General features: G+C 42.7%; 21 protein-coding genes and 1 pseudogene. 5 read left to right on the forward strand and 17 right to left on the reverse strand.

The window, feature by feature from the left end:
• Positions 1–87 precede the first annotated feature (87 nt).
• The 4 genes from MmiEs2_RS00960 to MmiEs2_RS00975 all read right to left on the reverse strand — a co-directional run bounded on the left by MmiEs2_RS00960 (position 88) and on the right by MmiEs2_RS00975 (position 5730).
• Positions 88–570, reverse strand: coding sequence for a hypothetical protein (locus MmiEs2_RS00960; protein ID WP_316559575.1), 483 nt, complete (start codon positions 568–570; stop codon positions 88–90).
• Between the two features lie 204 nt (positions 571–774).
• Positions 775–1167 (reverse strand): DUF1699 family protein, encoded by a 393-nt coding sequence (locus MmiEs2_RS00965; RefSeq protein ID WP_316559576.1) that lies wholly within the window; start codon positions 1165–1167, stop codon positions 775–777.
• Positions 1168–1713: 546 nt separating this feature from the next.
• Positions 1714–4548: a U32 family peptidase gene (locus tag MmiEs2_RS00970; RefSeq protein WP_316559577.1), complete on the reverse strand. Its 2835-nt coding sequence runs from the start codon at positions 4546–4548 to the stop codon at positions 1714–1716.
• Between the two features lie 192 nt (positions 4549–4740).
• Complete coding sequence (locus MmiEs2_RS00975) at positions 4741–5730, reverse strand: ABC transporter substrate-binding protein (protein ID WP_316559578.1); 990 nt, start codon at positions 5728–5730, stop codon at positions 4741–4743.
• Positions 5731–6209: 479 nt separating this feature from the next.
• Between MmiEs2_RS00975 and MmiEs2_RS00980 the strand changes: the two genes are divergently transcribed.
• Positions 6210–6734 carry a helix-turn-helix domain-containing protein gene (locus MmiEs2_RS00980; RefSeq protein ID WP_316559579.1) on the forward strand — a complete coding sequence of 175 codons (525 nt, stop codon included), beginning with the start codon at positions 6210–6212 and terminating at the stop codon, positions 6732–6734.
• Positions 6735–6905: 171 nt separating this feature from the next.
• Here the strand turns inward: MmiEs2_RS00980 and MmiEs2_RS00985 are convergent, their stop codons facing one another.
• From MmiEs2_RS00985 to radB, 3 genes are all read right to left on the reverse strand, one after another.
• Positions 6906–7085, reverse strand: a complete 180-nt coding sequence (locus MmiEs2_RS00985) for a preprotein translocase subunit Sec61beta (RefSeq protein WP_316559580.1) — start codon at positions 7083–7085, stop codon at positions 6906–6908.
• 91 nt (positions 7086–7176) lie between these two features.
• Positions 7177–8208 (reverse strand): S-methyl-5-thioribose-1-phosphate isomerase, encoded by a 1032-nt coding sequence (locus tag MmiEs2_RS00990; protein WP_316559581.1) that lies wholly within the window; start codon positions 8206–8208, stop codon positions 7177–7179.
• 34 nt (positions 8209–8242) lie between these two features.
• Complete coding sequence (radB, locus tag MmiEs2_RS00995) at positions 8243–8959, reverse strand: DNA repair and recombination protein RadB (RefSeq protein WP_316560211.1); 717 nt, start codon at positions 8957–8959, stop codon at positions 8243–8245.
• Positions 8960–9023: 64 nt separating this feature from the next.
• Between radB and MmiEs2_RS01000 the strand changes: the two genes are divergently transcribed.
• Entirely contained in the window at positions 9024–9239 is a 216-nt protein-coding gene (locus MmiEs2_RS01000; protein WP_316559582.1) for a hypothetical protein, read from the forward strand.
• Between the two features lie 54 nt (positions 9240–9293).
• Here MmiEs2_RS01000 and recJ read toward each other — a convergent pair whose 3' ends face one another.
• A complete protein-coding gene (gene recJ / locus MmiEs2_RS01005) occupies positions 9294–10715 on the reverse strand; it encodes a RecJ family nuclease (protein ID WP_316559583.1) in 1422 nt (473 codons plus the stop codon).
• A gap of 181 nt (positions 10716–10896) precedes the next feature.
• On the opposite strand from recJ, the gene MmiEs2_RS01010 reads away from it, so the two are divergent.
• Positions 10897–11826 carry a GLUG motif-containing protein gene (locus tag MmiEs2_RS01010; RefSeq protein ID WP_316559584.1) on the forward strand — a complete coding sequence of 310 codons (930 nt, stop codon included), beginning with the start codon at positions 10897–10899 and terminating at the stop codon, positions 11824–11826.
• A gap of 113 nt (positions 11827–11939) precedes the next feature.
• On the opposite strand, the gene hisF is transcribed toward MmiEs2_RS01010, so the two are convergent.
• The 4 genes and pseudogenes from hisF to hisG all read right to left on the reverse strand — a co-directional run bounded on the left by hisF (position 11940) and on the right by hisG (position 15297).
• Complete coding sequence (gene hisF / locus MmiEs2_RS01015) at positions 11940–12755, reverse strand: imidazole glycerol phosphate synthase subunit HisF (RefSeq protein WP_316560212.1); 816 nt, start codon at positions 12753–12755, stop codon at positions 11940–11942.
• A gap of 293 nt (positions 12756–13048) precedes the next feature.
• Positions 13049–13633 carry an imidazoleglycerol-phosphate dehydratase HisB gene (gene hisB / locus MmiEs2_RS01020; protein ID WP_316559585.1) on the reverse strand — a complete coding sequence of 195 codons (585 nt, stop codon included), beginning with the start codon at positions 13631–13633 and terminating at the stop codon, positions 13049–13051.
• Positions 13634–13685: 52 nt separating this feature from the next.
• Positions 13686–14417, reverse strand: a complete 732-nt coding sequence (gene hisA, locus MmiEs2_RS01025) for a 1-(5-phosphoribosyl)-5-[(5-phosphoribosylamino)methylideneamino]imidazole-4-carboxamide isomerase (protein WP_316559586.1) — start codon at positions 14415–14417, stop codon at positions 13686–13688.
• A gap of 7 nt (positions 14418–14424) precedes the next feature.
• Positions 14425–15297, reverse strand: a pseudogene (gene hisG, locus MmiEs2_RS01030) (ATP phosphoribosyltransferase).
• A 444-nt stretch (positions 15298–15741) separates the two neighbouring features.
• Here hisG and MmiEs2_RS01035 point away from each other — a divergent pair.
• Positions 15742–16950 (forward strand): methionine adenosyltransferase, encoded by a 1209-nt coding sequence (locus tag MmiEs2_RS01035; protein ID WP_316559587.1) that lies wholly within the window; start codon positions 15742–15744, stop codon positions 16948–16950.
• Positions 16951–17178: 228 nt separating this feature from the next.
• Entirely contained in the window at positions 17179–17601 is a 423-nt protein-coding gene (locus tag MmiEs2_RS01040) for a hypothetical protein (RefSeq protein ID WP_316559588.1), read from the forward strand.
• A gap of 253 nt (positions 17602–17854) precedes the next feature.
• Here MmiEs2_RS01040 and glmM read toward each other — a convergent pair whose 3' ends face one another.
• The 5 genes from glmM to MmiEs2_RS01065 all read right to left on the reverse strand — a co-directional run bounded on the left by glmM (position 17855) and on the right by MmiEs2_RS01065 (position 21778).
• Positions 17855–19255: a phosphoglucosamine mutase gene (gene glmM, locus MmiEs2_RS01045; RefSeq protein WP_316559589.1), complete on the reverse strand. Its 1401-nt coding sequence runs from the start codon at positions 19253–19255 to the stop codon at positions 17855–17857.
• 127 nt (positions 19256–19382) lie between these two features.
• Positions 19383–20165 (reverse strand): proteasome assembly chaperone family protein, encoded by a 783-nt coding sequence (locus MmiEs2_RS01050; RefSeq protein ID WP_316559590.1) that lies wholly within the window; start codon positions 20163–20165, stop codon positions 19383–19385.
• A gap of 45 nt (positions 20166–20210) precedes the next feature.
• Complete coding sequence (locus tag MmiEs2_RS01055; RefSeq protein ID WP_316559591.1) at positions 20211–20384, reverse strand: RNA-protein complex protein Nop10; 174 nt, start codon at positions 20382–20384, stop codon at positions 20211–20213.
• Between the two features lie 27 nt (positions 20385–20411).
• On the reverse strand, positions 20412–21212 hold the full coding sequence (locus tag MmiEs2_RS01060) for a translation initiation factor IF-2 subunit alpha (protein ID WP_316559592.1): 801 nt from the start codon (positions 21210–21212) through the stop codon (positions 20412–20414).
• Positions 21213–21424: 212 nt separating this feature from the next.
• Complete coding sequence (locus MmiEs2_RS01065; RefSeq protein ID WP_316559593.1) at positions 21425–21778, reverse strand: RNA polymerase Rpb4 family protein; 354 nt, start codon at positions 21776–21778, stop codon at positions 21425–21427.
• Between the last annotated feature and the right edge of the window lie 36 nt (positions 21779–21814).

Raw genomic sequence — 21814 nt, forward strand, 5'->3', positions numbered from 1 at the left:
AAAAAACGATAGGAATGTACAAAAAGGACAAAATCCGGCGATAAAATTGAATTCCGGCAATTTAAGGAAAACATCGGAAAACCGTCTTTATTTCTTAATCCAAGCGGTCGGGTCGACTCGATAACCGCCGCCCGATCGAATGATTGACGGGTATTCGCTGATTTCTTCAATTGTGAATTTCAAAGAATCCGAGTCGAATCTTTCCCAAATGTCTTTCCACGGAATCGCGTACGCTTCGCGCGGGCGCCCGGCACCGTAACGCAATTCAACCGCCAAAAAACCGCATCTTCCGGAGTGGTTCAAAAAATCGGATATGCGTTCAATCTGATGAACGCCTTTTTTATCGGTCGTAAAGTGCTGGGTAAAGTAAAGCGCTTTCGTTCCTTTTTCAACGGAAATGCTCTTGCATTCGATTCCCATGTAGTAATCGGGGTGAAGAGAATCAACTAAAACATCCAGAAATTGCGACGTAAACCGGTGCTGTTTTAACCGATATGAAATTCCGCGCATATTGTTTTCTTTAAAATAATTGTTAAAAGAAGTGACAAGTCCTCTCTCAAATTCCGTCATAATTTCAAAACAATTAAAAAGTATATGACGGTTTGCCGCGCGGAGAGAAAGTATTCAATCTTGCTTGAAAAAACAATTCCAAATATACAAAACAATATGATATATTTAAAATTTATAAAAATTTAAAAGATGCGCCGAGGCTGGCAGCATCATGATTTTATAAAAGCCGTAAAACCGGCAAAAAAATTCTAATTAAAAACGTTTTTAGGAATTCATAATATACCGAATTAAATCGGCGCTTAATTTTGTATCTCTGAGATGTGAAATAATATCTTCCTCTGAGACATTGTTTTCTTTTAATTCGTTGATTGTATTGATCATTTCTTTCGAAATTTCAAAATATTCGTTAATGTCTTTTCGATGTCCCCAAACATCTCCCTCAAGAAGTGCAATGTTTTGCATTGCCAAAAACATCTGAATGGATTCAGATAATGTTTTTTTGTAGGAACTCGGAATATGAATTGCTTTAACACTCGGGCAGAGTGAAATCAATGTCATGATATCCTTGTTTGAGGGTCGGAATGCCAGATGGACAATTTTGTCACCTGATTTCAACGTCCCGATTTCGTCCTTAGAACTGATAATTCTGATTTTCATTGCTCCCTCTCTCTGTTTTTTGATGGTAGATTGGTATATTATAAATGCATCAAGATTGTTCATTAGAAAATATTTTAATTCCAAAATAATCATTGATAGCCGTTAATAAAAGGTATAGTGAAACAGTTATAATTAAATGTTTTGTTTCAAAACTTTGTTTGTATAATTCTATACCTTAAAACTTACTTAAGTTTTGTCTGCAGTTTTCATCCGAAAATATAATCGGATTGCACTGTTGAAAAATAATCTCAATCAATTACTCAATTGGTTTGAATGACAAATTAAGTACGTGTTAAGGAAGAATTTCATTATCAATATGAAAATTCTATTTAACAGAAATGTAAACGGAACTAAACATTTCCCTTATATAAATTTAATTGAAATGATTAAATTGAATTAAATTTAATAAATAGACAATATATTTTCAAAACAGAATAAAAATATGTGGTGACTTCAAATTGATTATTCTAAATTTTGTCCAAAAAATAATTCGAATCAATTTGTCATCAAATTTTATTTTTATTTCGAATTGCTCGGTTAAATCGTTTATTCGGCGCTTCTTAAAAAGTTGCCTTTTGTAAATTCAGATCCATCGGTTGAATTTGTTTTTGCGTTTGAATTCGTTTTTGTGTTTAAATCTGAATCCGGTCTGCCGGGGTTGTTTTTATTTGATTCTTCCAAGCCTGTTTTGTAACGGCGAATCAATGCGGCGATTTCATCCGGGGTGTGGCCGATTCCGTCAATTCTGAAAAATGTAATATTCGCATGGCGAAGCTTGTCCAATAAATCAAACGCATTCAATTCTCGTGAATTGAAAATATGATTCCTGCCGACTGTATCGGGAAATACGGGGAACATATAATTTTTGGAATCTTTTAAAACGTAATTTTGCAACGGTAATGTTTTTTCTTCTTCGTTGCCTGATTTTGATTCGTTTTCTTTTAAATTTGATTCCGTTTCGGTCAAAAGCGATTGTAAAAGCGGATGTTCTGTCACCATTAATCTTTGTCTTCCGTGAACGGTGCATTCAAAATCCGCCGGATTTCCTTTTAAAATCGCGTTTTCTGTCAGTTGTCCGATCTCGGAAATTGAGAGTTCGGGTGATAATAAAACCGACACAGCGCCGTCTTCTAAAAAGAGTTGAGCCGCATCCGAATTAAAAATATTAAACGAACCGTCGGTTGCGATTTTGAAATTTTTCGAATAATCCGGATGCGATTTTATAAATTCATAAACGCCGACGTTTGACGCTAATATTCCAAAAATTCCGGCTTCTTGAAGCGTTTTAAAAATCCGGTTCAACGATTCAAAATCATTTTCTTTCGTAATGACAGGCGTTTTGTAAAATATTTTTTCCTTGTCGGCTGCCGATAATTTGCCGGAAATTGAAGAAATCATATCCGCTGAAATTCCGTATTCCGCAAAGGACAGCGGATCTTTAAAAATGTCGCCGCCGATATAGATTCTGTCCGCGCCGGCTGCAAGCGCCGCAAACAATTCATCTTCCGAATAAATGCAAACGGAAATTTGAGGCGGCAATTCGTGTTTTGAATCTCTGTCTGTTTGTTCTTTTGAATCGTTTGCTGCCGAATCAAAAATCGCAGGCGAGTTTCTTCTTTTTTCGGAAATTCTTTTGAAAAGGAGCGCCTGCAAAGCTTTGTTGCGAACCGTTTTAAATTCTCCGACCGGAACAAAACAATCTCCAATTATTTTTATGTCGGTTGATGCGGTTTGATAAATCGTTCCGCCGAGTTTTGATAAAATGTCTCGCGCCTGCGCTTCTGAAAACGGATTCTTTTGAGACGGTTCGACAATGTAATCTGATAAAACCGTTGCTTTGCGGTTGCATGAGTCATAAACGGTTATTGAAATCGGTGATCCTGTTTCTATTTTACATTCGAATGAAATCGGAATTTGAAGAGATTCGGCAGGTGATAATTTTTCAACCATTTCCGCAATCGGGAACACGTCTGATGACGAATAAACGTCTTTAATTTCAGCGGATTCATTTTCATATGCGGCTAAAACGGTTTGTTCAATAAGAGTGTCGCGGTCTTCGTCGCTGCCGTTGTTTTCCGGAAACGTTTTTAAAATTTCTCTTTGAAGCTCAAAATCAAATGTTTTGTAAACGGAATCGCCGACGGCCGGAAGGGACGTCCGGTTTTCTGCGGTTTGCGGAAGCGGAATCTCAACAGTTTCGCCCGCGCCGGCTTTGCTGCAAATTTTTCGGCCGGCAAACATTTTTTTTACCGTAAAACCGCGGCGCGGGTCTTCGGTTGAATTCATATTTTTTCCGATGTCGCCGATTGAAATGCCGTCGTGGGCGGATAGTTCCGACGTTAATTGAACGTAAATATTTTCATTTTTACGGTCAACGCTTGTGATTTTTCCGATGAGGATGCCTTTATTGTAAGGCAGTTTTCGGCTCATCAAGTCGCCGCCGGGATTTTTTTGGAAATAGCCTTCCGTAAAATCGCGATTGAACAGTTTTTTTAATTTTCCTTTTTCAATTGCGGTCGGCAAAATTTTTGAACCCGGTTGCGACAGCGCCCGATTTATAATATTTCTGTAAACGGAAACGACACCTGCAACATATTCGGGTTTTTTCATGCGGCCTTCGATTTTAAAAGAATCAACGCCGGCTTGAATCAACGCGCCGATGTTTTCTGAAGCGTTCAAATCTTTCGGGCTGATTAAATATTGGCCGTCGGTTGACATGGTTTTTCCGCAAGCGTTGAGCGAATATCTCTTTCGGCACGGCTGTGCGCATTTTCCGCGGTTGCCGCTGCGCGCGCCGACAAGGCTGCTGAACAAACATTGGCCGGAATAACAAATGCAAAGGGCACCGTGAATAAATGTTTCAACTTCGACGCCGGTTTTTTTAATTTCAATAAGTTCCGGAATCGAATTTTCGCGTGCCGGGACAACGCGAGAGATGCCGCGGCGGTGAAGAAATGCGGCGTGATAGGAATTATGAACCGTCATCTGCGTGCTCGCGTGAACGGCAAAATCGGGGTAGCGTTCGGTAACTCTTTTTAACAGTCCCAAATCCTGAACGATAACGCTGTCAACGCCGTGGCGGTAAAGTTCGTCAAATAAAATCATAACATCGTCTAATTCGTCATCGCGGTAGAGCGTGTTGAGCGTTACATAAACTTTTTTTCCGAATGCGTGCGCGTAATCGGCTCCGGCAGCAAGTTCACAGTCGGAGAAGTTGCCGGCGTAAGCGCGCGCGCCAAACCTGGACGCGCCCATGTAAACAGCATCCGCTCCGTTTTGAACGGCCGCCAAAAGCGAAATGAGCGTTCCTGCCGGCGCCAGCAATTCAACGGCCGGATCCGCGCAAGAATTGGAATGAGATGAAGATTTGGAATCGGACACAAAAACACCTGAAAGCAAAATAAATCGATTGATAACAATCTGAAAAACAGGATACACTTTAAAATAGCTTTGCTTTTTCAAAAAAAGTCATCGAAGAAGAAATGGCAGAGAGCAAATGTAGAGGAAGCGGATTGCCGTGGGGACGGCAATCCTTCGTTTTTGTTTTTAATGAGGGATGTCAATTCGGTTTAATTATTTTTGGTTGACATAAGCGTCGTAGAATGACATATCAAAGAGGTCTTCAGATGTCAATTGTTTGGGAACCAAACCTTGTTCATACTGAGATTTCGCGTAAGCGACGACGTACTCTTCAATGATGTGCGGGTCTGAAATCCATGCGCCGTCCCATTCGCTGATAGAAGCCATGATAATATCTTCGGAAACGCCGGTTACTTTTGCGTAATATTTGGCGGATTCTTCGGGATTGTCATTTGTATATTTGGTTGCATCAACATGAATCTTAACGACTTCCGCGACAATGTCGGGGTATTTGTCAATGAAATCCTGGCTGACGGCCAAAACACAGCAAGCGTGGTCGGCGGACATTTCGCCCGAGTCCAAAATAACTTTTCCGTCACCGGCTTTAACGATGATGGAAGGTGCCGGGTGCGGCAAGAAAACGGCATCAACAGAACCTGCTTTCAAAGCGGTTTGCGCTTCGCCTGAGTCCATTCCTTTAATGTCAACTTTTGAAAGGTTAACACCGTTGTCGGTCAGCCACTGTTTGAGGAGCGTGTCCTGAATGGAGCCCGGGGGGAAGGTCGCGATTTTTTTGCCTTCGAAATAAGTCGGGTCGGTGTATTCGGCATCTGTCGGGATAACCAAGCCGGATCCGTTGATTTGAACGGCTGCGATAATCTTTAAATCGGCGTTGTTTTGAGCAACGGCCGGAATAATCGGCGCTGCGCCGATGTATGCGAATTGAATGGCGCCGGATGCAAGCGCGGTTGCTTCAGACGGACCGCTCGGGAATGATTTGTCGCCGACGGATTTGACTTCCTCCATCGGTGTTAAATTGGCGGACCACCATCCGAGTTCTTTTGCGGTGGTGTAAGCCATTTGGTGCGTGCTCGGCTGGTAGCCGATAACGACTTCGGTGGTGTCATCGTTGCCTAAGCAGCCTGAAAACGCAACAGCCGCAATCAGCAAAAATGCGAGACTGATAAACATTAATTTTTTCATAGTAAACCTCCGTAAATTCAAAAACAATTTCAAGCGCGATATTCGGCTTGCAATGATTTGTCATCGTGAGACATCATATTCTATAATATACACAAAACTTCAATCGGTTGGGGAGTATTTCGAGAAAAAATTTTACGGCGTAATACAGGGGAATGAAAAGCGATACACTTGAAATTTCAGCGCATCAACATGAGTTATTTTTCCTCGAAATACTTTTTTTGGTTTTGCCGAATTCGGCATTTAATTGTGCGGATTTAACCGCAAATAACAATTTGCCTGAAATTCATATAAAAATCTATCCGAAATCAGTCAATTTTTGTCATTTTTGTGATAATTTTTTATACTCTGTTTCCTATTTAGGACAATATTCTATTCAAATTATTGAAAAATAAAATTATGAATTTGAAAAAATCATTTCAAATGAAATAAAACAAAAATGAAAAAATGGTTCGCGAATTATGAAAACACAGGGCAGGGGGATGAATCTATCAACATCCCAACGTTTAATGAAAGCCGCTTTTGAATCTGATGAAAATTTTCAAATCGTCCTTCATCGCGTGATTAAAGAAGATTTAAACATGAGCGCGATTGATTTCGCGGAAGAAGCCGGCATTCCGCACAGCACTTTATACAAAATTCTGACCGGCAACCGGACACCGAATATCAAAACGCTGCGGCAGATTGTTCTTGCGGTTCGAATGCATGAGCGACCGTCGGACGAATTTATCGCAGTCATTGCCGCGCGTATGGTTTTGGACACGATTACGGAAACCAAACGAAAAATCGGCGGCCGCTTGATTACAGTTAAAGAATATTCCGCAAATTCCATCGAAGAAGCGATTATCGTTGCCACGCGCGCCGAGCGCGACGGTGCCAAAGCGCTGGTCTGCGCGCCGATTGTCAGTCACACCGTTGAAAAAATCGTTTCCATTCCGGTCACAACGATTATGCCCAAAGAAAGCATCACGGAAGCGATTGAAATTGCGATGCGAAAAATCGGATAAAATTTTAAATTTCTTTCCTTTTTGTCCAATTTTCTTTTTTTCATTTCTTTTTGATTTGTTCGGCATTTCTGCTCTCTATTTTTAATTTCAAAAAAAATTCAATAAAATATAATTAAAAGTTTTGATAAAAATTTAAAAAGAAATGTTGAAAATGAATTTTATTCATCTTCATTAAACAGTTGTCAACGGCCAGGTGCCGTAGAAGTAAGAAATAATTAACACGAAAAGACCGATGACAATGCCTGCAATTAAAACATAAATCGGTTTAAAAGTAATTGCTTTTTTGTCCGCGTCAAAATATCTCATCAATCCTGCGGAAGACTGGAGACCGTTTCCTTTTTGCTTTGCCATAAATATATCTTTCCTTAATTTTTAATTTTAATACGACTCAAAGAATGTAATTGATAGAGCGTTTGTTCTTATATAAACATTTATCTTTTTTTCAGCCGAGAATGATTTCATCAAGCAAGATCGGCGGATAAAACACACCGTTTTCGGTAATGATTGCCGATACGTTTTCCATCGGCGTTTTGTCAAACGCCAAATTCAAAATCGGAACACCTAGCGGCACGTTCAAATCTTTATTGGAGCCGATATATCGGATTTCGTCTTCGGAACGCCTTTCGATTTGCACGTGTTCTTCCCAGCTTTCCGGGTCCAGCGTTGAGATCGGTGCCGCGACATAAAACGGAATGTTGTGTTCCTTTGCCAAAACGGAATGGGTGTACGTTCCGATTTTGTTGTACACGAATTCCTGCGTGATTCTGTCCGCGCCGACAATGACTTTGTTAATCACGCCTTCGCTCATCAAAAATCCGGCAGCCGAATCCGGTATGACTTGAACCGGAATTTTATCTTCGTGCAATTCCCAGGCGGTAAGGCGGCTGCCCTGATTGAGCGGGCGCGTTTCGCAGGCGACGACGGTAATTTTCTTTCCGTCGGCAACGGCCGAGCGAATCACGCCAAGCGCCGTTCCCCAGTCCGCGCAGGCCAATCTGCCGGCGTTGCAATGCGTCAAAACGACGTCGCCGTCGCGAAGCAGTTTCGCGCCGTTTTTACCGATTTTTTTATTGGTCGCCACGTCTTCGTCGGCGATTTCTTTGGCGACTTCAAGCGCGATATTTTGAATCAGGCGCGGGTCCATTCCTTCATCTTCGGCAACTTCGAGAACGCGGTCAACGCCCCACGCCAAATTAATCGCGGTCGGGCGTGTTTTTTTAATCGCGTCTCCTGCGGCTTTCATGTCTTTGATAATGCCCTCTACCGTGCTTGCGCTGCTCAGCTGCGCCGACAGAGCAACGCCGAACGCGCCGCAAACGCCGAGCGCCGGCGCGCCTCTGATCCTTAAGTTTTGAATCGCTTCGCAAAGCTCGGCAATGTTTTTGCATTTAATTATTTTTAATTCGCTCGGCAAAAGCGTCTGATCAATCATTTTTACGGACGAATCCGAATCGTCCCATTCAATTGTTCTCATGTTTTTTCCTTGATTTGTGAATAAAATTTGAATATTACCTTAATCCTTCCGCCGTGATTGCAAAATAACACATTTCGCCTTCGGGTTTTGCGCGGTGTTTGATGATTTTCGCGCTTCTCTCGCCGGTTCCGACGCGGTCTAATCTTAAAATGCTTTTAGAAATATGTTCGATGCCGCGGCCGCCGATCGGTTTTACGTTTCCGCTGTTTTCAACGTCGCTGAAAATCTGATTTGTAATCAAGACGGCAATGCCTGTTTTTCGCGCAATCCCCTGCAAAAATCCGATTTGGTTGGAAAGCTCGCGCCGTCCCTGAATGCCGGCGTCTTCATCGTCCAGCTCGTAGCGGTAAAAAGAGGTTGCGGAATCGACGACAATCAAACCGATATTTTCACTTGAAATCTTTTCCGCTTCGCAAATCGCGGTATATTGTTCGTCAAAACTCATGGGCTCATAAATCAAAATATTCTGCGCGATTTCTTTGGATTTTTCGCCGGCGATTTGCGTAAATCGATCAAAAGAAAGCCCTTCCGTATCAATATAAATGACTTTTTTTCCCGATTTTGAACATTCAATCGCCGTCTGAAGACATAAATTCGTTTTACCTGAGCCGGGCTCGCCGTAAATCTGCGTGACAATGCCGCATTCAATGCCGCCGCCGATTAAATCGTCAATCGGTTTGCATCCCGTTGCCAGATAATTTCCGATACTTGCGCCTCCTGTCTTTTGTATGTTGTAATGAATAAGTGATATAAATCTTTTAAAGTTTTAAAACCGACAACAAAAGTGATATACGATTAAACCGTTTGTTCCGCCTATGGCAAATTCAGTTTTAGCAGCGGTTTTTTCGTTTTTCATTCCCGGTCTCGGACAATTTTATTGCGGTCAGTTTTTAAAAGGTATTATGGTTTTTATCGGTGCAGCTGTGGTTTCAGCTATCAGCTTTTTTATTCCGGTCATCGGTTTTTTAATTGTTCTTCTCTATTGGCTCTGGAACATTTACGATGCTTACACCTCGGCTTTAAGAACATAATCTTAAAGCTTTTTTGTTTTTCATTTTTTTGTTAACTCATGCACCTTTTCGTTTTTATTTTTTCAGCTGTTCTCCGATATACTTGTCCAGCAAATCAATGAACTCTGTTGCCCGTTCCGGCGGAACCGTTCCGCCTGCTGCGATGTCGTGTCCGCCGCCCGCGCCGCCGACCATTTCCGTGACCTCGTTCATCGCTTTGGATAAATTCAGTCCGCGGCGAATTAAATCCTGTGTGCCGCGTGATGAAATTTTAATGCCGTCTTCGGAATCCGCCATGCCGATTATCGGTTTTTTGCGGTCAATGCCGTCAATTGAAGTTGCCATTCCGGCAATGATGCCGACAATCGTTTCTTTGATTTCTTCGCCCGAATAGAAATATTGAATATTTTCAAGCTGTGTCACGCCGTTTTCCTTGACGAAATTCAAGCCGTTGACAAGGTTTTTCCGGTGTTCCGAAAGCAGCGTTCTCGCTTCCGCAAGCGCGTCTTCGCGGTCGCCCATACAAACGCGAACGCCGATATCGGCTTTATCGTAACGGCCGGTCGCATTTAAAAGCGTTGAAAATTCGGACGCGTCTCTCATTTCTGCTCCTTCTTTTTCCGTCAGAAGCGTGTAGCATTCGCGAATCAGCTCTTCGACGCGGTGCGCCGGAAATCCGCGGTCCTGGCAGAATTTCATCAGCGCGGAAATGACGCTCACGCGCTCTTCCTGGGACAGTTCGATCCAAAGTTTTGCGCCGTCGCGCTGGTCGTAGCCGACGCCCGCGTTTTGTAAAAATCGGATGCAAGCTTCTTCATCTCCTGTCAGTCCCGGCAAATACGGTTCGGACGAATATTGAAGCATTTTGTAAATCGGGCGCGTTTGTTTGCCGAAAAGGGACAAATCCTGCGCGTTCTTTAAAACGCCGGCGGCAACGCCTTGTTCTAAAATTTCCTTATTCAAGCCGACAAGTTTGCCGTATTTGCGGTTTTGCATGTCGCCGATTGCGCCGACAATCGCAAGGCCTGCCAAATCTTTGTTGTCCCCGAGCGCGTTTGCCAAAATGTAAGACACGCCGGAGCCGCTGATTTCAAAACCGCCGTTTGCGCCGAACAAATGCGGATTCATGTGATACAAAAATGTGGTTGAATCGGTTGCGATGTTTTCCGGGCGGCCATTGGGCTGATGGTGATCGGCAATGATTGTTTTCATACCGTTGTCAACCATAAAATCGACCATGGCGCTGCCGAGGTCGGTAAAAACAAGCAGCTCATGATTTTCTTCCAAAAGGCGCGCCATAATTTTTTCATCTAATTTCTTCACGAACTCGACCGTATAATCAATACCGGCGCGCTCAAAAGAAAGGCACATAATCGCGGCGGAAGTGATGCCGTCCGCGTCAATATGGGAAACCAAATGAACCGAATCAGCCGCCCTTAACTGCGCCGCGCACAATTCCGCGCGGTCGCTTAATTTTTGAAATGTATCTGTTTCCATTTTTTCACTCGTATTTAATTTTCAAGATATGTTTTGACACAACGGGTTTCTGCTTTAAAAAGATGATTAAATTTCATAAATCCGATACAATTGAATTGAAAAATATTCCGTTTTTAAAAATCGAAACTTTTAAAAAGATGCGTTGTGTCTTCTCATTAAAAATTTAAAAAATGTGATTCTCATGAAATATCAATCCATCCTTTTTGTTCTGCTGTTCCTTTTATGTTCGCTTTCGGTTTCAGATGCTCTTTCTGTCGTTGATCCGCGTTTTTCTGAGACGATTGAATCCGAAACCGATCTTTTAAAAATCGGCGCGGAATGGCCGTTAGACGGCGTTTATTATCTGGAGTCTGATATTGTCATCAGCGATTCGACATGGCGTTGCATCGGTTATTCCAATTCACCGTTCACAGGGGAATTTGAAGGCAACGGCCACGCTATTATTTTCACGAAAGATGTTTTATTTGGGCAACCGTTCGGCCCGACGATTGATGCCGGCAGCCAAGGTTACGGTTTTTTCGGAAACATTCGCGGCGATGCCGAAATTCGAAATTTAACGATTGTTTATAACGGCGACATTCTCAATCAAAACGATTCAAATGTCGGCGCTTTTGTCGGAATCGCAAGCAACGGGACAAATGCGTTTCACTACAAAATTACCGGTCTTGTTGAAAATGCGGTTCCGAAAATTGTCAATTGCTCCGTTATGGGAAACGAAGCTGCCGTTTTCGGAAACAGCAACGTCGGCGGCTTTGCGGGATTGATTCGCAATTGTGATATTTCGGACAGTTCTTCCGATATATCCGCGACGGCAAAAAATGAAAACGCGGGCGGTTTTATCGGTTATATTTATCGGGGAAATATTACGAATTGTTCGGCAACAGGCTTGTCATATTCTCCGGTTGATGAAAATTTGTTTATCGGCGGTTTCAATGAAAATTACGGTTCAAACATCGTTGACTGTTCTTACAATCCGGTTTTTGAACCCCCAAGCGAAATCGGTTGTTATTATCCCAAATATCCGATTTGGATTCCGATTCTCATTCTCATTATTGCGGCAATCGCTGTCGGATGGTATTTATTTGATCGAAAAAAGAAATCGCAAAAATGAAATTAAATGAATAAACAAAACTAAAACAAAAAAATGAATAAAAAAGGGCGATTTGTAATCGCCCGGTTCGTATTTTTTATTTTTAAAAATGTAAAAAAGAATTAAGTAAAAACTTAATCCTTAACGGGAATTCCTCTCTTGCGGAATTCTTCTTTGACATCGCCGACCGTATATTTATCAAAGTGGAAAATGCTTGCCGCCAAAACAGCGCCGGCATCGCCTTCCGTGACACCTTCGACCATGTGTTCCAGCGTTCCGACACCGCCTGACGCGATGACCGGGATTGAAACGGCTTCGGCAACGGCGCGCGTAATCGGGAGGTCGTATCCGTCGCAAGTGCCGTCGCGGTCTTTGCTGGTCAAAAGGATTTCATAAGCGCCGAGTGCTTCGACTTGCTTGGCCCATTCCACGGTATCCATTCCGGTGTGCTCGTTTCCGCCCATAATCGCGACTTCGTACCAGAATTTTTGGCCGTTTTCTTCAAAAACATTCACGCCTTCGACACTGATGTCGGGGTTTCTTTTGCAATCGATTGCAATCACAATTCTGTTTGCGCCAAACTCTTCAATCGCTTTTGAAATAAATTCCGGATTTTTAACGCCGGCCGTGTTAATTGAAACTTTTGTCGCGCCCGCGTCCAAATTCTTTTGAACGTTTTCAAGCGTTGAAATGCCGCCGCCGATTGTAAACGGAATTGTAAGCGATTCGGCCGCTCTTTTAATCACGTCAAGAATCGTTTCTCTTCCTTGAACCGATGCCGTAATATCTAAAAATACAAGTTCGTCAGCGCCTTGCGCTTCGTATTTTTTGGCAAATTCAACCGGATCTCCGGCATCTTTGAGTTCTTCAAACTCAATGCCTTTGACAACTCTACCACCGTTCTCATCAAGAAGAAGGTCAAGACAAGGAATAATTCGCTTTTCTTTCATCATAATTTTAACTGATTTGAAGTAGAATATAAACCTTTTTAGTGAAAAATATCACGCTAAATCATGATATTACCGACAAACATAATCATTTCAATTCCTCATTACGATTTTAAAAAAAGGGCTTGGTTGAAGTCATGACAATTGGAATGAATAATTCTGATGAATTAATATGAGCTCTGCTCATAATTTGTCACAATTTTAAAAAAACGCAGCTGCCCCTTTTCAATATTTTGAAAAAATGATGCTTTCGCGCGCGGCGGCAAACCAAAACGAAAAAATAAAAATGAATGAAATTAAAGCACGCCTTTCGTGCTTTTAATTTCCTGTCCTTCAATAACGGTCGCTCTTTTCATGGCGTAGGCGAACGCCTTAAAAAGCGCTTCCGTTTTGTGGTGATCGTTGTCGCCTTCGACTTTCATATTCATATTAATGCCGGCCGCGGATGCGAATGATTCAAAGAAGTGTTTCGTCATCTGCGTGCTGTAAGTGCCGACAACAGGCGAAAAGAAATCCGCTTCCATTACCAAAAAGCTGCGGCCGCTGATGTCAATCGCAACTTCTGCGAGCGCTTCGTCCATCGGGATGCGCGCTTCGCCGAATCGGGCAATGCCGCGCTTGTCGCCGAGCGCGTCTGCCACCGCTTGGCCGAGGACGATTCCCGAGTCTTCCACCAAGTGGTGCGCGTCAACGTGCAAATCACCGACGGCTTTGACCGTCAGGTCGTAGCCGGAGTGGCGTGAAAACGCGTCTAACATGTGGTCAAAAAAACCGATGCCCGTGTCTATTGCGGACTTTCCGCTGCCGTCTAAATTGATTTCAATCGTAATGTCCGTCTCTTTTGTTTTCCGGGAGACTGAAGCTTTTCTGGATTGTGACATCGTTCTTTCCTCTTTTATAAATATGACAATATTGCCGTTTCTATTATTTATTTTATTTCTCTAAAACGGCAATCGCTTCTTCTAACGTAAATTTATCCGTGTAAAGTGCGCTTCCGACAACTGCGCCGTACGCGCCGGCATCCCGAAGCTTCAATAAATCATCGGTTGATGCGACGCCGCCCGATGCAATCACCGGAATGCTGACAGAATCAATCAAATCCTTCGTCGGCTTGACATCAACACCTTTGAGAAGTCCTTCTGTGTCGATATTTGTAAACAGAATGTAGCCCGCGCCCAAATCTTCAAATTGTTTTCCCACATCTGTCGGGCTCTTCTCTGAAAGTTTTGTCCAGCCTTCGATTGCGACTTTTCCGTTTTTCGCATCCAAGCCGACAACAACCGCCGATTTTCCGAAACTTTCAGAAATCTCGCGAATGATTTGCGGATTTTGCATCGCAATCGTGCTGAGAATGACACGGTCGGCGCCGGCCGAAAGCAGCGTTTCCGCATCCTCAAATGAACGAATGCCGCCGCCGATTTGAATTTCAATGCCGAGCGGTTTTGCGCGCGCAACAATGTCTTCGATGATTTGTCCGTTCTTCCTTTTGCCTTCAAAAGCGCCGTCCAAATCGATGAGGTGAAGCGTTTTCGCGCCGCGTGCGACCCAGTTCAGCGCCGCCGCCGCCGGATCGTCAAGGGAAACCATTTCGCTGCCGGGAACGCCTTGGACGAGCTGGACGCATTTGCCGCCTTTCATATCAACGGCCGGAATGATTTGAAACATGTTCCCCTCACGGAATTAAACGCTCGACCGGCAAAACCAAAATGTCTCTTGCGCCGAGAATTTTTAACTTGCGGACGACTGAAAAAATGGAATCCGAATCGACAACCGCGTGAACGGCAAACATTTTCTCACCTTCTTTTGTACTTTGAACTTCCATGACGGTCGGACCGTTCATGCCGGGGAGAATCTTCTAAACGTCGTGAAGCGCCGCTGCCGGCAGATTCATCATCACATATCTTTTGGTTTTTGCCAAAAGAACGCTTTCTAACGCGGTTTCAACATCTTTGATCTTTTCCTGCGCCGCCAAACTTTTTTTATTGGCGATTAAAAAGACCTTTGAATCAAAAACAACGTCAATCGCTCTTAATTTGTTGATCATCATCGTTGTTCCCGAACTGGTGATGTCAACAATCGCTTCGGCAACGCCGATGTGCGGCGTCATTTCGCAGGCGCCGCTGACTTGAATCACTTCAACGTCTTTGATTTTATTGAATTCAAAATATTGTCTCGTAATTTCCGGGAATTCCGTCGCGACGCGTTTTCCGGACAGCTCTTCGGGTTTTTGAATCTCGGATGTTTCGGGAACTGCCAAAACAAGGCGTGAACTGCCGTATTTTAAATCAATGAGGCATTCGACTTCCGCATTTCTTTCCGTAATCAAATCAAGCCCCGTAATTCCGAGGTCGGCCGTTCCTTCTTCCACGTAAAGCGGAATGTCTGCGGCTCTCGCGAAAATAAACGTAATTTCCGGGTCGGTTGTTTTTGAAATCAATTGTCGGCTTTCGTGCCCGCCGCCGAAAACGGGAAGGCCGGCATCTTTGAACAATGCCAATGTCGGTTCGTGGAGGCGGCCTTTATTCGGAATCGCAATTCGAATCATTTTAATTTTCCTTAATTTTATTATGTTTTAATGAACTATAGAAGCTATTTGTATAGCTTTATTGAGACACTGTGTTTATAAAAACTTTGTTTGTTTAAGAATTTTTAGAGATTATCGGAAATTTTCGAATCATTCAAAATGTGAATATTGCCGAATAATTTTTGGTCGGTTTGTCAAATCCGGTTGTTTTCTTATCAAATCCTTTTGATAAAAATGCGGATATTATTACCGAAAATCATTTCGCCATATTACTGTCAGTTATACTTAAGTGTAACGATTATATAGTATCGCTTCAATAAGATTAATTCCTGATTTTATTTTACATCAAAATCAATTTTATTTAAATTTAAAAACGTCTGCTTTTGGGAAAGAATCGAAGAGAAAGCAGACCCCATCTAAAAACGATTATTTGAGGCTTAATTATTAAAAAAGGATGTGTTTTACATGAGTCAAAGAAACGTTTGCGTTGAGCAATATATGGAAACGCCCATCGAAAAGCAGCAAATCGAACTGGTCGAACGAAAAGGCATCGGTCACCCGGACAGTATCGCAGACGGCTTGGCTGAGGCGGTCAGCCGCGCTTTCTGTAAGGAATATTTGGACAAATGCGGCGTTATTTTGCATCACAACACCGATGAAACGCAAATCGCGGCCGGTCATTCAATTCCTAAATTCGGCGGCGGTCAGGTTATTCATCCCATTTTCATTTTACTTGTCGGCCGCGCGACCAAAGCGTTCGGCGACGTTGATATCGCAACCGATACGCTTGCCATCAAAACCGCGCGCAATTATTTGAAAAACACGATTCCGAATCTCGATTTGGATTCCGATGTCATTATTGACTGCAAATTCGGCCGCGGCTCTTCCGATTTGTCCGACGTTTTCGGCCGCGAAGGTTACGTCCCGATGGCAAACGACACTTCATTCGGTGTCGGCCATGCGCCGTTTTCAGAACTTGAAAACATTGTTTACAACACGGAACGCTCTTTGATTGAAGATTTGAAAAAGAAAAAGGGATTTAACGCCATCGGCGAAGACATTAAAGTCATGGGTCTCAGAAATGGCGAAGACATTTCCTTAACAATCTGCTGCGGCATGGTTGACAAATACGTTGACGACATCGGCGCTTATGTCAATTACAAAGAACAGTTGGAAGACTATGTGAAAGACTTAGTTCCGAAATACACTTCCAGGAACGTTGATGTTAATGTCAACACGGCGGACAACATCGAAAAAGAATCTGTTTTCTTAACCGTCACCGGCACATCCGCCGAAATGGGCGATGACGGCTCTGTCGGCCGCGGCAACCGCTGCAACGGTTTGATTACGCCGAACCGTCCGATGAGCATGGAAGCAACAAGCGGCAAAAACCCGATTAACCACATCGGAAAAATCTACAACCTCATGTCAACGCAAATTGCAAGACAAATCGCCTCCGAACTCGACGGCATCGACGACGTTTATGTCAAGCTTTTGTCCCAAATCGGTCAGCCGATTGACAAACCGCTTGTCGCGAGCGTTCAAATCAGCGTCAAAGACGGCGTTAAATTCGATTCCATGAGAAAAGAAGCCGAAGGAATTACAGACGCTTGGCTTGCTGATACAAAGAAGATTACGGAATTGGTTTCAAGCGGGCAATTGGATACTTTTTAAAATGAATGAGAATCAATTTTGATTCTCTGATTTCTTTTTTGTTTTTCTCGTTTTTTTTTGTTTTTCATTTTCCGGTTTTTGTTTTTCATCTTGGTTTATGCAATCGGTCTTGATTTTTTGTATTTTTCTGTTCCGTTTTTATTTTTTTCAAATCTATAACATTCAAAAAAATTTAAAATCATTTAAATATCTTCGGTTTAATTGTTATTTTAAATTCAGGTGATAAAAATGGTTACGGAAATTTCTCAATTCGATTTGTCTCTGCCTTCCGACTCTTTGCCGCTTCATGAAATCAGCCGCTTGCTTACTGAAATGTCCGATTCCGTTTCTTATTGTTTGAACGGATTTATTTCTCCTGACCCTTCTTTGATATTGCGCAGGCCGCTTGAGCTGAATTTCCGGTATGAAGACGAATTATACATCATCGAAAACGCCGTTTTTAATCTTTTTTCTTTTTCGGAGAATTTAGAAACTGCGGTTTTAGAAATCGAACAGCATTTTTCTTTTTTGTGGGAAGAATATGTTTTGGAAGATGAGCAGCGCCTGGCACCGGAAAGCATTCGGCTTAAGAAACTTCTGACAGAATACTTGGAGAGTCGCGAATGCAGTCAAAAACATACAAAACAAGGGATATCGAATCCGCGCTTTTAAAAAAAGGATTTAAAGAATATAATAAAAAACATCACAAATATTATATTTGGCAAAACAAAGGCCGGAAGTCAACCGTTCAAACTTTTATCAGTCGCGGAATGGTCGAGTACAATGGTCCGATTTTGTTTTCCATGATTAAACAATTGCAATTGGAAAATGAACAATTTGACGAATTAATCAATTGCCCTTTAACGAAAGAACGATTAGAAGAATTATATTTTCTCAAATTATCTTAAAATATCAGCGGCGGTTTTCAGCGCGCCGCTTCATTCACATATTTTTTACCAATTTCCAAATATTTCAAAGTGTCTTCTTCGTTTTTTGCTTCGGCTGTTATTCGAATAATCGGCTCCGTTCCCGACGGGCGAATCAAAAGCCAGCCGCTGCCGAACCACAATTTCAAACCGTCAATCCTTTCGGCTTCCGTATAATTAATTTCATCTTTGTCGGCGATGATTTTATTCGTAATTTCCGCCATCGTTTTTTTCAAATCTTTATCTTGCAGGCGAATTTTTTCTTTTTCATTAAAATAAGTCGGAACCGTGCTTTTAATATCGGATGCCTTCATTCCTGTGTGCGCAAGCATTTCTAAAACAAGCGCCGCCGCCATCGCGCCGTCTCGGCAAACCTGATGGCGCGGATAAATAATGCCGCCGTTTCCTTCGCCGCCGAAAACCGCGCCGACTTCAACCATTTTTCGGCCGACATCGACAGAGCCGACCGCGGTGTAATAAATATCAACTTCTTCGTCTTTTGCAATATCCGTAAAACGCTGAGATGTGCTGACGGTTGTGACAACCGGTCCTTTTTCTTTGTGAAGAATATATTTCTCGACCGCGGCGAGCATTATTTCGTCATCAATAAATTCGCCTTTTTCGTCAATGAAAACCGCGCGGTCAGCATCTCCATCCTGCGCGATTCCGAGATCAAAGCCGGACTCGGTCATCAGCGCCGCCGCTTCTTTGAGCGCGTCGGGGACAGGTTCCGGATTCCGCCATGGGAAAGTACCGTCCGGCTGCGCGCCGAGCGCCAGCACGCTGCAGCCCAAACTGCTCATCAGTCTCGGCATTGTCAGCGAGCCTGCGCCGTTTCCGGTATCGGTCAGTACTTTGAATTGTTTTTTCTCAATCGCTTTTCTGTCAATAATCGCCAAAATGCCTGCTAAATAATCATCGTTGCAGTTTTGATCAAAACAAATATCGCCGGTTTTTGACCAGGCCGCGCCGACAAACTTTTTGGAATTGTAAATCGCCTCGATGCGTTTTTCATCATCTCTTGAAAATTCCGTTCCGTCTTCTGCGATTAATTTAATGCCGTTGTATTCGCGCGGATTGTGTGATGCGGTAATAATGATTCCGGCATCCGCTTCCGAATGGTTTTTGACATAATATTGAAGAGACGGCGTCGGAACAACGCCGACATCCGTTATCGCAATGCCGCTTGCTAGTAAACCCGATGCCGCGGCGGATTTTAACATCATTCCGGAAATTCTTGTGTCTGTTCCGAGTATGACAACCGGTGCAGAACGCCGGTCGGTTTCACTTTTCTTTCCCAGTAAAAAAACAGCTAAACTGCGCGCCAAATTCAGCGCGACTTCGGGTGTCAGGTCTTCATTTACGATTCCCCGGACACCGTTTGTTCCGAAAAGTGTCATTTCTGTTTCCGCCTTTAATTTTTAAGATATGTTACATAAAAATTAAAACAATAATTAAAACGATATTAAAATAATAACACAAAATAAAACAATTGAATTAAAAATAAAAAATGAAAATTAAATTTATTCAACCGAAATAAACCAAATCTTCATCTGTTGCCGGCGATTCGTAATATTCGTCGGATTCTTCGCCTGAAACGGAATCTTTGATTTTTTCAACGATTTGGTCCATATCTTTGATTTTTTCATCAAGCGCATCCATGTTGACTTCAATATCCAAGATGCCGCACAATTTTCCGAGAAGAACTTTTGAGCTTTTCGGATCGGCAATGTATCCCGTTGTTGTTCCCATTAAACATGCCGCGTCGATATTTCTGAATTTCGCGAATGATAAAATTAAACCTGACGCGCCGACGATTCCTCCCGGCGGCTCGGACGGATTAAATTGAATTCCTTTTTCTTTCAGCTCTTCAATTAAATCTGCGTTGTTGACCGCGCCGATGACGTAATTTTCATCCGTCATCACGCCTGTCGGATAACCGCCGAGTGTAAAAATGCGTTTCACTTTAAACTGTGACGCGAAATCAAGATAAATTTCACAAAGTTTGTAATGGCCGGCAGGATCGTTACTTTGTGAATCCCCGGCTAAAATCAATAAATCCGTTTTTTCCGTTCTCGCCAAATAAAGTCTGTTTCCGACAAGTTCGACCGTGCTGTCTTCTTTGACCATCACCTGCGGCGGAAAATGCTCGGAATAAACTTCCGCAACTTTTTGAGCGTCCAACGCTTCCGTCAAATGATCGGCAACCAATTTTCCGACATGACCGACGCCCGGAAGGCCGACAATCATGACCGGATTGTTTAATTCAAGAACGTTTTGATCAATGTGATAAATTATTTCTTCTTTCATTTTAAACCCCCGATATAAAGGGTATTAATTCGGTATTATTGCGGTTTATTCCTTTTGGGAAGACAAATTTTGCCTGTAAATTCTGCGGTATTTGCCGTATCGGTCTTCCGGTGAATAGGAAGCCGGCTTCGGGCTGACACAAACGCCGCCGCAATCGGGACAAGTATCCGACAGCGTATATCTTCCGCAGCCTTGACATTTTTTAATTCGCTTTCCCATTTCATCACCGGATTTATTTTTGTCCGATTACGATTTAACGGATTCAATGTGGCGGTTGAAGAGACCTTCGCCGCCTTGGTCCGTGATAACTTTAATTGATGCGGTTGACGCTTTCTTTAAAACGGCTTCCGCTTTTTTGTAATCCGGCGCAACGACTTTAATTCTGTAACGCGGTGAGCCGACATAAGTCACTTCAACGCGCACTTCTTCATCATCAATTGCATCTGCCGCCGCTTTTAAAGATTCGCGAATGATTTCAATGCCGTCAGGCGCGTTTGTCGTTAAATCGACATAGCCTGCGATTTCAACGAATGCGTCTTTGATGTTTTCGCGCGCGACATTGACAACGGCTTCAATCATCTTTTTGTTAACAGACATGCTGTCAAACGCGGATTCGCCGGCGATTGCGGCTTCTTCAAACGCGGTGTAAGCGCTTCCGAATTCCGAAACGAAATCATGGTAAAGCTCTTCAACCATTTTTTCATCAAAACCGGCGGCTTCGGCTGCGATTTGAATCCATTTTTCAGCTTTTTGTTCGTTTTTCCAAAGCTGAATTTTGGTTCTTTTCTGATGTTCGTTGACATCTTTTAAGGATAAATCAATGTGACCGCGGGTTTTGTCAATGTTGAGCACTTTACAGACAACTTTTTGTCCTTCGCGAATGTAATCGCGGACATATTTGACCCAGCCAGCTTTGATTTCAGAAATGTGAATAAAACCTTCTTTTTCTTTAAATTCTTCAAGTTCGACATAAGCGCCGAAGTCTGTCACGTTTGTGACATTACAAACAACATAATCGCCGGATTCCGGCCAATCGTTACTTTTCATTTTTGTCCCTCTTTCGCCGCTTCTTTGCGGCTGATCATTGTCATGCTGAAATGATTTCATTTGAAATAACAGAATTTGTTTTTCAAATGTCAGTTTCTGTTTTCGTCAGACAGAACTGATTAAGAAAATAATGTAATATAAAAGGTTCTTTTTAAAAAAACCTTTTAAACTATTTTTCAAAATAAGTGAAAATGAATGAAGTGTTTTACGCCTCAGGCGTATTGTCTGACGACATCTAAAATGGCGTCTAATTCTTCATCTTTCAATGTATATTTTTCTTTGGCGTAAATGGATCTGAGCTCGTCTCTGGATTGCGGCAAAATGTCTGTGATTCTGACGGCAACGGTCGGTCTCATTTTTTCAAATTCCAATAATTTGGCAACCAATTCTTTCGCATCGGCAGCGCTTAATTTTGAGAAAATTTCAGCGTGGTTCAAAGCTTTTCTGAACTCGTAAACTTGTTCTTCGTCGCTTTCTTCACGTCTTTCTTCCATAATTTGAGTCAACATTTCCTTGACTTCGGCAAGGGTTAAGAGCTCTTCTTCGACAACTTCTTTGACAATCATTTCAAAACACTTCCGATCGAATATTTTTCACTCATT

The organism is Methanimicrococcus stummii (genome assembly GCF_032594435.1).
In the GTDB taxonomy this organism is placed as follows: Archaea; Halobacteriota; Methanosarcinia; order Methanosarcinales; family Methanosarcinaceae; genus Methanimicrococcus; species Methanimicrococcus stummii.